The 12,489-nt window shown below is 73.7% G+C and carries 10 protein-coding genes and 1 pseudogene; 6 read left to right on the top strand and 5 right to left on the bottom strand.

The features are described 5' to 3' along the window. Window positions 1-36: 36 nt before the first annotated feature. From OG218_RS04435 to OG218_RS26580, 5 genes and pseudogenes are all read left to right on the top strand, one after another. A complete protein-coding gene (locus tag OG218_RS04435) occupies window positions 37-807 on the top strand; it encodes an NYN domain-containing protein (protein ID WP_328291991.1) in 771 nt (256 codons plus the stop codon). A 26-nt stretch (window positions 808-833) separates the two neighbouring features. Further along, window positions 834-2,294 carry a 30S ribosomal protein S12 methylthiotransferase RimO gene (gene rimO, locus OG218_RS04430; protein ID WP_328291990.1) on the top strand — a complete coding sequence of 487 codons (1,461 nt, stop codon included), beginning with the start codon at window positions 834-836 and terminating at the stop codon, window positions 2,292-2,294. A gap of 2 nt (window positions 2,295-2,296) precedes the next feature. Further along, window positions 2,297-2,884 (top strand): CDP-diacylglycerol--glycerol-3-phosphate 3-phosphatidyltransferase, encoded by a 588-nt coding sequence (pgsA, locus tag OG218_RS04425; protein ID WP_328291989.1) that lies wholly within the window; start codon window positions 2,297-2,299, stop codon window positions 2,882-2,884. Further along, window positions 2,881-3,378, top strand: coding sequence for a CinA family protein (locus OG218_RS04420; protein ID WP_328291988.1), 498 nt, complete (start codon window positions 2,881-2,883; stop codon window positions 3,376-3,378). The genes pgsA and OG218_RS04420 overlap by 4 nt, the downstream gene beginning before the upstream one ends. A gap of 118 nt (window positions 3,379-3,496) precedes the next feature. Continuing rightward, window positions 3,497-3,838, top strand: a pseudogene (locus tag OG218_RS26580) (helix-turn-helix domain-containing protein); the annotation flags it as partial. Window positions 3,839-3,992: 154 nt separating this feature from the next. Here the strand turns inward: OG218_RS26580 and OG218_RS04410 are convergent. Together OG218_RS04410 and OG218_RS04405 are read right to left on the bottom strand one after the other, a co-directional pair. Then, window positions 3,993-4,880, bottom strand: coding sequence for a DNA-formamidopyrimidine glycosylase family protein (locus tag OG218_RS04410; RefSeq protein ID WP_328291987.1), 888 nt, complete (start codon window positions 4,878-4,880; stop codon window positions 3,993-3,995). 3 nt (window positions 4,881-4,883) lie between these two features. Continuing rightward, window positions 4,884-9,635, bottom strand: coding sequence for an ATP-dependent helicase (locus tag OG218_RS04405; RefSeq protein ID WP_328291986.1), 4,752 nt, complete (start codon window positions 9,633-9,635; stop codon window positions 4,884-4,886). Window positions 9,636-9,690: 55 nt separating this feature from the next. On the opposite strand from OG218_RS04405, the gene OG218_RS04400 reads away from it, so the two are divergent. After that, entirely contained in the window at window positions 9,691-9,918 is a 228-nt protein-coding gene (locus tag OG218_RS04400; RefSeq protein WP_328291985.1) for a DUF3046 domain-containing protein, read from the top strand. Between the two features lies 1 nt (window position 9,919). On the opposite strand, the gene OG218_RS04395 is transcribed toward OG218_RS04400, so the two are convergent. From OG218_RS04395 to OG218_RS04385, 3 genes are all read right to left on the bottom strand, one after another. Beyond that, on the bottom strand, window positions 9,920-10,441 hold the full coding sequence (locus OG218_RS04395; protein WP_328291984.1) for a DinB family protein: 522 nt from the start codon (window positions 10,439-10,441) through the stop codon (window positions 9,920-9,922). After that, window positions 10,438-11,424 (bottom strand): SMP-30/gluconolactonase/LRE family protein, encoded by a 987-nt coding sequence (locus tag OG218_RS04390; protein ID WP_328291983.1) that lies wholly within the window; start codon window positions 11,422-11,424, stop codon window positions 10,438-10,440. The genes OG218_RS04395 and OG218_RS04390 overlap by 4 nt, the downstream gene beginning before the upstream one ends. Window positions 11,425-11,487: 63 nt before the next feature. Next, complete coding sequence (locus tag OG218_RS04385; protein ID WP_328291982.1) at window positions 11,488-12,402, bottom strand: aminoglycoside phosphotransferase family protein; 915 nt, start codon at window positions 12,400-12,402, stop codon at window positions 11,488-11,490. Window positions 12,403-12,489: the final 87 nt, after the last annotated feature.

The following is a 12,489-nucleotide window of genomic DNA, read 5'->3' as shown; positions in this document are numbered from 1 at the left end:
TCGCACAATGGTGACTCTCCGTGTAACTTTGTGCACATGGACTCGCCGCGCCCCCACGAGCCGGTCCGGCGGGACCAGCCGACTCCGACGGAGCGTCGCGACCTCGACCTGCTGATCTGGGACGCGCCCAACATCGACATGACGCTGTCCTCGATCCTGGGGTCGCGCCCGGCGTCCTCGGACCGACCGCGCTTCGACGCGATCGCGCGGTGGTTCCTCTCCGAGGCGGCCGACCACGAGGTCGAGGGGTCCGTCTTCACCAACGTGCACCCCACGAGCGCGGTCTCGCTGCGCGGGTGGATCGAGGCCCTGCGCAGCTTCGGCTACTCCGTCTTCGCCCGTCCCAAGGTCCACCCCGAGGACGACGTCGACGACGCGATGCTCCAGCACATCGCCTCCCGCCAGGCGACGCACCGGCTGCGCCGGGTCGTCGTCGCCAGCGGGGACGGGCGCAACTTCCTGCAGCCGCTGGAGGAGTTGCACCGCGCCGGGGTCCGTTGCGTGGTGCTGTCCTTCGCGGAGGTCGCCGGGTACGCCCAGGAGTCCCCGCTCATCGAGTTCGTCGACCTCGAGGACGTGCCCGGCGCGTTCCAGGTCTCCCTCGGCCGCACCCGGCTCACGGCGTTGCCGCCCGACGGCGGGTGGTTCCGTCCGACCCGGCCGATGCGGGCCCTGCTCGAGGACGCCGTCGCCCTGGAGCACCCCCACCCCGCGGAGGCGGACGACAGCCCGCACCCGCAGCCCCCGGAGGTCGGCGAGGTGGGCCGGGTCCCCGTGCCGCAGGCCCAGCGGGTGCGCAGCGCCTGAGGTTCCGGGGCACGTACCCTGGTGCGGTGCCCCCCACCTCTGTTCCGTCGCGTTCCGTCGCGCTCGTCACCCTCGGCTGCGCCCGCAACGACGTCGACTCCGAGGAACTGGCCGGTCGCCTCGCCGACGCCGGCTGGACGCTCGTGGACGACCCGGACGGTGCCGACGTCGCCGTCGTGAACACCTGCGGGTTCGTGGAGCAGGCCAAGAAGGACTCCATCGACACCGTGCTGGCCGCCGCGGACCTCAAGGAGGCCGGGCGCACCCAGGCCGTCGTGGCCGTCGGCTGCATGGCCGAGCGCTACGGCAAGGACCTCGCCGAGTCGCTGCCCGAGGCCGACGCGATCCTCGGCTTCGACTCCTACAACGACCTCTCGAGCCACCTCGAGGCGATCCTGAACGGCGAGAAGCGCGAGTCCCACGTGCCGCGCGACCGCCGCACGTTGCTGCCCCTGGCCCCGGCCGAGCGACAGGCCGCGAAGGCGAAGATCGTGGAGCCGGACCTGCCCGAGGGCGTGGCCCCGGCCAGCGGCCCCCGGGTCATCCGTCGTCGCCTGGGCTCCGGCCCGTGGGCGCCGGTGAAGATCGCCGCCGGCTGCGACCGCCGCTGCACCTTCTGCGCCATCCCCGCCTTCCGCGGGTCGTTCGTGTCCCGTCCCGCCGACGAGGTGATCGCCGAGACGCAGTGGCTGGCCGAGCAGGGCGTCAAGGAGGTCTTCCTCGTCAGCGAGAACACCACCTCCTACGGCAAGGACCTCGGCGACCTGCGGGCGCTCGAGGCGATGCTGCCCCGGGTCGCGGCCGTCGAGGGGATCCAGCGGGTCCGGGTGTCCTACCTCCAGCCCGCCGAGGTGCGTCCCGGCCTGCTCGACGCGCTGACGAAGGTCCCCGGGGTCGTGCCGTACTTCGACCTCTCCTTCCAGCACTCCTCGCCGGCCGTGCTGCGTCGCATGCGCCGCTTCGGCGGGACCGAACCCTTCCTCGCGCTGCTCGAGCAGGTCCGCGAACGCAACCCGCTCGCCGGGATCCGCTCCAACGTCATCGTCGGCTTCCCCGGTGAGACCGAGGCGGACGTCGACGAGCTCTGCTCGTTCCTGGAGCGGGCCCGCCTCGACGTCGTGGGGGTCTTCGCCTACTCCGACGAGGACGGCACCGAGGCCGAGACCCTCGACGGGCACCTGCCCGACGAGGTCGTCGCCGCCCGCTACGAGCGGGTCAGCCGCCTCGTCGAGGAACTCATCGCCCAGCGCGCCGAGGAACGCCTCGGTGAGGTCGTCGAGGTCCTCGTCGAGAGCGTCGTGGACGAGGACGGCGACCCGCACGTCGTCGGTCGCGCGGCCCACCAGGGACCGGACGTCGACGGCGAGACCGAGCTGGAGCTGCCGCCGGGGTTCGTCGTCCACGTGGGGGACCTGGTGACCGCCCGGGTGACCGGCGTCGCCGGGGCGGACCTGCTGGCGGAACCGCTGGTGAGGACTACGGTCTGACCATGAGCAAGACGAGCGTCGAGGGGCAGGTCGGTTCTTCCCACGGGTGGCACAAGATGCACCTGCCGAACGCCTTGACCGTCCTGCGCATCGTCTTCGTCCCCGTCTTCGTCTGGTTCCTGGCGATCGACGGGGGTACCGACTGGCGCTGGCGCACCGCGGCGCTGGCCGTCTTCGTCGCCGCCAGCATCACCGACCGCTACGACGGGCACCTGGCCCGCCGCTGGGAGGTGGTGAGCGACTTCGGCAAGATCGCCGACCCCATCGCCGACAAGGCGCTCATCGGCGCCGGGCTGATCGTCCTGTCGCTGCAGGGCCGGCTGTGGTGGTGGATGACCGTGGTCATCCTGGCCCGCGAACTGCTGGTCACCCTGCTGCGCTTCATCGTCATCCGGCGTGGGGTCATCCCCGCCGCCCGGGGCGGCAAGATCAAGACGGTGGTCCAGATCATCGCGGTGGGCCTCTTCGTGCTGCCCCTGCCCGCCGCGTGGGACCCGTTGTGCCTCGCGGTCATGGGGGTCGCGGTCGTGCTGACCCTCTGGAGCGCCTGGGCCTACTTCGTGGCCGGGGCGAAGCTGCTGCGCCGGTGACCTCCGCGCCCGAGGTGGTCGCCGCGCTGATCGCGGCCGGTACGACGATCGCCACCGCCGAGTCGCTCACCGGGGGGTCGCTCTGCGCGACGCTCGTGGACGTCCCCGGGGCCTCCGCGGTCGTGCGCGGCGGGGTCGTGGCCTACGCGACCGAGCTGAAGGCGCAGGTCCTCGGGGTGGACGCGGTCGCCCTCGCGCGCACCGGGCCCGTCGACGGCTTCGTGGCCGAGGAGATGGCCCGGGGGGCGCGCACGCGTCTGCGGGCCGCCGTCGGGATCGCCACGACCGGGGTCGCCGGCCCGGGTCCCGCGGACGGGTTCCCGGCCGGGACGGCCTTCGTGGGGATAGCCGCGGGCTGGATCGAGGGTGGTGCCCGGCACGTGCGGCTGCTGGTCCCCGGGGACCGGCCGGCGGTGCGGGCCGGAGTGGTGGCCGCGGCGCTGGACGAGATCCTCTCGGCCCTCGCGGAACACACGCGTCCCGTCGGGAGTTGAGTCTGACGTGCGCAACTCTGCTCCCACCACGACCCTCAAGCCCCGGGCGGGGTACGGTAGTGACTCCACTACTGGCAGCCACCTCGCGCCAGTTCGACTCCCTGAGGGAGGCCGCCGCATGGTCGTGCTCCGCCGGACGATCGGTGATGTTCTGCGTGACGAACGGCGCGGTCAGCAGCGGACCTTGCGTGAGGTGTCCTCCACCGCCCGGGTGTCCCTGGGCTACCTGAGCGAGGTCGAACGCGGTCAGAAGGAAGCCTCCAGCGAGCTCCTGGCCTCCATCTGCACCGCTCTCGACGTGCCGCTCTCGCAGCTGCTCGGTGAGGTCACCCGTCGCATCGCCCGCGAGGAGGGCGTCTCCACGGTCGCCCGCCGCTACGCCGCCGAAGGCATCGTCCCCACCCCCGCGGTCGAGCCGACCGTCCCCGTCGTCGAGGCCGTCCCCGACGTGCCCGTCGAGGACAGCGAGCTGGACACCCTCGTCGACCACGCCCTCGACTCCGCCCTCGACGGACTGACGGAGGAGTCCGGCAGCGAGTTCGCCGTCGAGCTCGAAGGCCTCCCCGACGAGCTCGAACTCATCCTGCGCCGACGTCTGGTCAGCGCCGCCTGACCTAGCGTCGCGTGCGGTACGTGCGCGCCGACCCCGGCCGGCCGGAGCTCCCCAACGGGCGCTGCGGCCGGCCGTCGTCCGTCGGGGCCGGCCCGCGCTGGCAGCCCGGGCAGTAGAAGGCCGTCCGGTCCTGCGGTGGGGTGCCGATGGGGGCGACCCGGACGGTTCCCGCACACCGCAGGCACGGCAACCCGGAACGGGCGTGCGCGAAGTTCTGCCGGCCCCGGCGCAGGTCACCCGTCGTCACCTGGTCCGCGCGGTCCTTGTTGAGGTCCAGCAGCCGGTGCACGAGCGCGACGAACTGCGCGGGGTCCTCCAGCGCGGACACCGGCGACCACGGGGTCACCCGGGCCAGGAAGCAGGCCTCGGCCAGGTAGAACGTCCCGACCCCCGCGAGGACGCGCTGGTCGAGCAGCGCCGCGCCGAGTTCCCGGTCGGGGCGCTCCAGCAGGCGGCGCTCCGCCTCGGCGGGGTCCCAGCCGGGCCCCAGCAGGTCCGGACCGAGGTGACCGACGAGGTCGTCCTCCTGGTCGCTCGGGACCAGGTCGAGCATCCCCAGCTTGTGCCCGACCGCCGTCCACTCCGCCGTGGTCAGCACCGCCCGGATCCCCGACGCCGAGCGCCGCCCGCCTGGGTCCCCGGTCCGCTCGACGTACCAGGACCCCTCCATCCGCAGGTGGCTGTGCAGGGTCACCGGTGGGTCGTCACCGCCGGCCTCCACCCGGGTCAGGAGGTGCTTGCCGGCGCTCACGACCTCCAGCACCCGCCGACCCGACAGGTCCACCGTCGCCAGGCTCGGCCACCGCAGGTCGCTCTCCAGCAGTTCCCGCCCGGCCAGCGCCCGGTGCAGGCGCCGGGCCGTGCGCCAGACGACGTCACCTTCGGGCACGGGTCACGTCCTGATCCGCAACCCGCGCGGGGTCGCGTGGAACCCCGCCGACTCCAGCGCGGCCCCCAGCGGTGAGTCCGCGGCCAGCACCCCGCTGCCGTCGGCCTTCTCCACCGTCAGCCGTCCGAGGACCCCCTCGCGCACCGACAACGCCAGCGCGTCCGCCGCAGGCTGCAACGCCTCCAGCTCCTGGGTCCAGGACAGCACCGAGCGACCACCCCGCTCGACGTAGAGGACGAGGTCACCGTCCACGACGACGACCAGCGCACCCGCCTTCCGCCCCGGACGGTGCCCCGTGGCGCCCGCGGTGACCTCCGGACGTTCCGGCCACGGCAGCGCCGCCCCGTAGGGGTTCGCCGGGTCCGTCGCGGCCAGCACGACCGCCCCCGGCCCCACGTCCTTGCGCGCGTCGCGACGCTGGGACGGGCTCGACCCGCCGACGGGACGGGCGCTGTCCCGCAACCGGTCCACCGCACCCGTCGTCGCGAACTGCGACGCCCCCAGACCCTCGACGAAGTACCCGCGCCGGGCCCGGCCGGCCTCCTCGAACGCCGCCAGCACCCGGTACACCGCGGAGAAGCCCCCCGGGACCCGCTCGCTCGCGACGGCACCGCGGGTCAGCACCCCGTGCCGGTCCAGCAGCACCTCGGCGCTGGCGTGCGCGCGGACCGTCGCGTCGGCCTCGATCTCCGGGAGCAACGACCACCGACCGGCGGCCGAGGGCGGCCCGCTGCGCGAGGGGAGTTCCACCCGGGTCCCGCGCAGCCCCCGCGCGGGGCGGGCGTAGCGGGAGCGGGGCGCGGCCGCCCGGGGTTTGTGGGCCCCCTTCCCGGCGAGCCGGTTCCGCAACGGGGCCAGGGTGTCGTTGGTCAACCGCCCCGCCCACACCATGTCCCACAGCGCGCTCGTCAGACCCGGGTCGTCGGTGGAACCCACCGCGTCCGAGAGCGCGCGGAAGAAGTACGCGCCACCGCCCGCCAACGCCGCCAGCACCGCGCGGTGCACCTCGGTGTCGACCTCGATCTCGGAGTCCTCCGGGTCCGGCAACGTCAACGGCGCCAGGTCGGCCGGGTGCAGCGACACCCAGCCGTCGTCCCCGGGCAGGCTGCCGTGACCGGACCACACCACCTCACCCGCCGCGGTCAGCTCGTCCAGCATCGCGGGCTGGTAGCCCTCGACCCGGGCCGAGAGCACCAGCGGCTCCACGGCGCTCGCGGGCACCACGGCACCGGCGAGCTGCTCCACGGCCCGCAGCACACCGTCGACCCCGCGCAGGCGGGAGCGCAGACCGGTGCTGACGCCCTGCCAGGCGGGCAGGAACCGGGCGAGGTCGCGCGGCGGGACGGGTTCGACGTCGGCCCGCAACGCGGCCAGCGAGCGTCGGCGCAGGATGCGCAGGACGTCGGCGTCGCAGAACTCCAGACCGGTTCCCCCGGGGCGGAGTTCGCCCTCGACGAGACGACCGCTCGTCTGCAACCTCCGCAGCGCGTCGTGCGCCACGGCCCGGCCGACACCGAACCGCGCGGCCGCGTCGAGCACGGTGAACGGCCCGCGGGTGCGGGCGAAGCGCCCGAACAACTCCGCCAGCGGGTCGGCGACGGGTTCGGTGAAGGCCTCGGGGATCCCCACCGGCAGCGGGGTGCCCAGCCCGTCGCGCAATCGGCCGGAGTCCTCGATGACGGCCCAGTGCTCCTCGCCGGCGATCCGGACCCGGATCAGCCGGCGGGCGTCCTCGAGGGCGACCAGCCAGCGGGCCACCTCACCGTCGGGCAGCACCACGGGTTCCTCGGTACCGGGTTCGGCGCGCCCGCTGCGTTCGACCACCTCGGCCGTCGTCAGCGGACCCAGGACGCGGAGCAGGTCGGCCACGTCCTCGGCGTCGGAACACCGTCGTTCGGGGACGAGGCGTTGCAGTTCGTCCTCGGTGCGCTGCACGGCCTCCGGGTCGAGCAGGTCGCGCAACGCGGCGCCCTCGCCCCGGCCCAGCAGTTCCGCGAGCAGGCTCGGGTCGAGGGCGAGCGCCGCGGCACGGCGTTCCGCCAGCGGCGAGTCACCTTCGTAGAGGAACTGCGCGACGTAGCCGAACATCAGGCCGCGGGCGAAGGGTGAGGGTTGGCTCGACTCGACCTCGACGACGCGGACCTTGCGGGCCGCGAGGTCGGTCATGAGGCGTTCCAGGCCCGTGACGTCGAAGACGTCGGACAGGCACTCCCGCACCGTCTCCAGGACGATCGGGAAGCTCGGGAAGCGGCTCGCGACCTGCAGCAGCGACGCGGCGCGCTGCCGCTGCTGCCACAACGGCTGGCGTTTGCCCGGTTGGCGTCGGGGCAGCAGCAGCGCGCGGGCCGCGCACTCCCGGAACCGGGAGGCGAAGAGCGCCGAGCCACCGATCTCGGCCGTCACGAGTTCCGCGACCTCGTTCGCCTCCAGCGCCACCAGGTCGGCGACGTCGGGAGCCTGACCGTCGGGGAGGTCGAGGTCGGGCAGGCGCAGCACGATCCCGTCGTCGGCGGGCATGGCCTGCACGTCGACGCCGAACCGCTCGCGCATCCGCGCGCCCAGCGCCAGCGCCCAGGGGGAGTGGACCTGACCGCCGAAGGGGGAGTGGATGCAGATCCGCCAGTCCCCGAGCTCGTCGCGGAAGCGTTCCACCACGATCGTCTGGTCGTCGGGGACGTGGCGGGTCGCCTCGAGCTGCTCGCCCAGGTAGGCGAGGAGGTTGCCGGTGGCCCAGTCGTCGAGACCGGCCGCCTTCACCCGGTCCTTCGCGGGTTCGCCGGCGAACCCGCCGTCCAGCGCCCCGAGTTCGCGGACGAACTCGCCGAGGGCCCGCCCGAGTTCCGCGGGGCGACCCAGGGCCTCGCCGTGCCAGAACGGGAGCCGGCCCGGCTGTCCGGGGGCGGGGGTGACCAGGACGCGGTCGTGGGTGATGTCCTCGACCCGCCAGGCCGAGGAGCCGAGGGTGATGACGTCGCCGACGCGGGACTCGTAGACCATCTCCTCGTCGAGTTCCCCGACCCGTCGCCCCGGGCCCTCGCCGGTGGCCAGGAACACCGCGAACAACCCGCGGTCGGGGATCGTCCCGCCGCTGGTGACCGCGAGCCGTTGCGCCCCGGGGCGTCCCGTGAGGGTCTCGGTCACGCGGTCCCACACGAGTCGCGGTCGGAGCTCGGCGAACTCGTCGCTGGGGTAGCGGCCGGACAGCATGTCCAGGACGGCGTCCAGCACAGCGCGGGACAACGTCGCGAACGGTGCGGCCCGTTGGGCCAGGGCGAGGAGGTCGGGGACGGTCCACTCGTCCATCGCGACCATCGCGACGATCTGCTGGGCGAGGACGTCGAGCGGGTTGGAGGGGACGTGCAGTTCCTCGATCCGCCCGTCGCGCATCCGTTCGACGACCACGGCGGTCTGCAGCAGGTCCCCGCGGTACTTGGGGAACAGGACTCCGCGCGAGACCGCGCCGACCTGGTGACCGGCGCGGCCCACGCGTTGCAGACCGCTGGCCACGCTGGGCGGGGACTCCACCTGCACGACGAGGTCGACGGCGCCCATGTCGATGCCGAGCTCGAGGCTGGAGGTGGCGACCACGGCGGGGAGGCGGCCCGCCTTGAGGTCCTCCTCGATGAGGGAACGCTGTTCCTTCGACACCGAGCCGTGGTGGGCGCGGGCGAGGATCGCGGGGGCGCCGGTGCTCTGCCCGGCCTGGCCCATGAGTTCGGCCGGGGGGAGGCCCACCGGGGTGGCCCCCTCGTCCTCCTCGGGGTTGAGGCGTTCGTCCCAGATCTCGTTGAGGCGGGCGGTGAGGCGTTCGGACAACCGGCGCGAGTTCGCGAACACCAGGGTGGAGCGGTGCCCCGCGACGAGGTCGACGATGCGTTCCTCGACGTGTGGCCAGATGCTCGCCCGGCGGGGGTTTCCCGCAGCCTGGCCGCTGAGGTCGTCCGGGTCCTCCGCACCGCGACCGGAGGCGTCGAGCTGGCTCATGTCCTCGACGGGGACGACGACCTTGAGGTCGAACTCCTTCGTCGAGGGGGGTTGGACGATCGTCACCGGCCGGCCGCCGGAGACCCACTCGGCCACCGCCTGGACCGGGCGGACCGTCGCGGACAACCCGACCCGCTGGGTGGGTTTCCCACCGGCCGCGGTGACGAGGGCGTCGAGACGTTCCAGCGAGATCGCCAGGTGGGCACCGCGTTTGGAGCCGGCCATGGCGTGCACCTCGTCGAGCACGACGGTGCGGACCCCGCGCAGCTGTTCGCGCGCCTTCGAGGTGAGCAGCAGGAACAGCGACTCCGGGGTCGTGATGAGGACGTCCGGGGGCGTGCGGGTGAACCCGCGGCGTTCCTCGGCCGGCGTGTCCCCGGACCGGACCCCGACCCGCACGTCGGGCACGGGCAGGCCGAGGCGTTGGGCGGCCTGCCGGATGCCGGTCAGCGGGGAGCGCAGGTTGCGTTCCACGTCGACGGCCAGCGCCTTCAACGGCGAGATGTAGAGGACGCGGCAGCGGTGGTCCTTGTCCTCCGGGACGGCCTCGGCGGCGAGGCCGTCGAGGGCCCAGAGGAAGGCGGACAGCGTCTTGCCCGAACCGGTGGGGGCGACGACGAGGGCGTGCTGCCCGCGGCTCACGGCGTCCCAGGCCCCGACCTGGGCCGGTGTCGGCGCGGCGAACGCACCGGTGAACCAGGCCCGGGTCGCCTCGGAGAAACGGCCCAGCACCTCGTCGGGGGTGAAGTCGTGGTGCTGCTCCGGGCTCATCCCGTCATTCGACCACCCGCCTCCGACACGTGCTCCTCATGGCACCCTGTCGCCCATGCGAGTCAGCGAGTTCTGGATCCTGGTGGAGGACGAGTTCGGGGCCGCCTACGGCCGTTCGCTGGCGGCCGACCACCACCTGCTGGTGCTCGACGACCGGACCTCGAGCGAGGCGCTGGACGCGGGCGTCGAGCCCAAGGAGATCTGGATGGCGCTCTGCGACGCGATGGACGTGCCGCAGGAGCGACGCCTCGGCCGGGACCGCCGGCCCAGGCGCCGCACCTGACTCACTCCCCGACGGCGCCGTCGATCCGCTCGCGCAGGAGGTCGGCGTGGCCGTTGTGACGGGCGTACTCCTCGAGCACGTGGGTCAGCACCCAACGCACCGTCTTGTCGGCACGGCCCGGGTGCTCCCAGACGTCCTCGAGGGAGCGCTCGGCGAGGATCCGCCGGGCGTGGTCCTGCTCCTCGACGAGCCAGGCGAGGTCGGCCTCCGGATCAGCGCTGTCGACGTCGTCGAAGTCGCCGTCGGGGTTGTCGTCGGAGTAGGTCATCGGCGACAGGTCCTCACCGGCCACCCGGCTGCGCCACCAGCTGCGTTCGACCTCGGCGAGGTGGCGGGCGAGGCCGAGCAGCGACAACGACGACGGTTCGACGGCGCGACGGCGCAGCTGCTCGGCGGTCAGGCCCTCCAGCTTCCGGGCGAACGTCGTCCGGTGGTACTCCAGGAACCCCTCGACGGTCGCGCGTTCGTCGCCGATCTCCGGCGGCTCGACGCGTTCGGGGGCCGGGGGCGCCGTGTACGTCACAGCCACCACAGGCCGGCGCCGACGACGCTGGTCCGCAGCCGGTAGGCGCTCGTCGAAGCGGCGACGAAGAGGTCCGTGCCGTCGGCCCCGCCGAAGCAGACGTTGGCCACGACCTCGCCGACGACGACCTCGAGCAGCCGGGTGCCGTCGGGAGCGAAGACCGTGACGGCGTCCCCGTTGGAGGTCCAGACGTTCCCCGCGGTGTCGACCCGGAACCCGTCGGCCAGACCGCGGTCGACCTCGACGAACACGCGGCCGTTCTTCACCACGGGGCCGCCGGGGACGGCCTGCGGGCCGCGGCCACCCGTGATCCCGGTGAGCACGTCGTAGACCCGGATGAGGCGGTGGTCGCCGTTGCCGGGGGTGGGGGCCGCGGAGGTGTCGGCGACGTAGAGCAGTGACTCGTCGGGGGAGAAGGCGAGCCCGTTGGGTTCCTCGACGTCGGTGACGACGACCCGCAGGTCCCCGGTCGCCGGGTCGAAGCGGAAGACGAAGTTGTCGCCGTACTCCCGGAACCCCTCGTGGCCCTCGACGGCCACGGTGATCCCGTAGGGCGGGTCGGTGAACCAGATCGCCCCGTCGGAGGCGACGACGACGTCGTTGGGGGAGTTGAACCGCTTGTCCCCGAAGCGGTCGACGAGCACCGTGGTGGTGCCGTCGGCCTCGGTGCGTTCCATCGCCCGGCGACCGTGCGAGCAGGCGATGACGCGGCCCTCGCGGTCGAGGGTGCGACCGTTGGTGAACTCGACGCCCTCGCGGTGGACGCTGAGGCCGCCCCCTCCCGAGGTCTCGGTGCCGGGGCTCTCGTCCCAGCGCATGATCCGGTCACCGGGGATGTCGCTGAAGATCAGGGCGTTCTCGCCCGGCAGCCAGACGGGGCCCTCGGCCCACGTGCTGCCCGTGCCGAGGCGTTCGAGGGTGGCGCCCGCGGGGACGAGGTCGGCGCCGCGCGGGTCGAGGATCGTGGGAGACGTCTGCGTCACGATCGGCAGCCTAGTGATGCCGTCTCGCCGAGCTGGACCGGCGTGGGACCCGGCGGACCCGATTCAGAGACCGCCCGTCGTCCGGTCGTGCTGGGCGGCGGCCTCGGCGGCCAGCAGGGTCTGGCGTCCCAGCGGCTGCAGCTCGATCGCGGTGCAGTGCAGGCCGCTCGCCATCCGCTCGATCACCCCCCACTCCCAGACGGCCGCGGGGTCCAGGCCGGTCCGGGCCGCGAGGCGCCGGGCCCGTGCGTGCGGATCCCCGCGCAGCAGGTCGACGGGGTCGCCCCGCATCACCGTCCCGAGGTCGTACTCCGGTTCGGCCAGCAGGCCGTCGGGGTCGACGAGGGTGAACCGTCCGCCGTCCTGGAGCGCATTCAGCTGGTGCACGTCGCCGTGGACCAGCACGGCCCGCTCGTCGTCGTGGGCCGCCTCGCGCCGGCGCGCGCAGCGGAGGGCGTGGTCGAGCGCCTGCTCCGAGCAGGGCCGCCCGAGGGCTTCCCACGCCGTGGTGACCCGGGCGGCGAGCTGTTGTGCGCGTTCCGCGCCGGTCGGGAGCCCGGACCCCGGCGCCGGACGCCAGACCCGGACCACGGTGTCGCAGAGGACGTCGTGGCGGGTCGCGGTGGGCAGCCCCAGCGCGTGCAGTGGTGGGCCCAGTCGCGGCAGCAGCAGCGCCCCCGCGTCGGGGTCGTCGCGCAGCAGGGCGACCATCCCCCGGCCCCCGGCCAGGCGGAGCGCGCCGATCTCGTAGCGGGCCTCGCCCTCCCTCAGGGGGAGGAGGACCTTGACCACGACCGGTCGCCCGTCGGCGGTGGTCGCTTCCGCGACGTAGGCCTCGGTGGCCCCGGTGAACGCGCGGCCGACGGCGATGCCCCACTGACGTTCCAGCCGGGCGAGCAGCGCCGGGAGGGCCTGCAGCCAGTCCCCGGCGCCGGCGGCGGAGGCGTGGTTGCGGAGCACATCTGACACAGCGATCACCCGCGCACCTCCAGACCTCTCGGCGGACGCACCCCGACACGCCGGGGTCTCGTCGAGTTGGGATCGAACACCTGTACGGATAGCATC

It is taken from the genome of Kineococcus sp. NBC_00420, assembly GCF_036021035.1.
Taxonomy (GTDB): domain Bacteria; phylum Actinomycetota; class Actinomycetes; order Actinomycetales; family Kineococcaceae; genus Kineococcus.
This window is presented reverse-complemented; position numbering and strand designations above follow the sequence as displayed.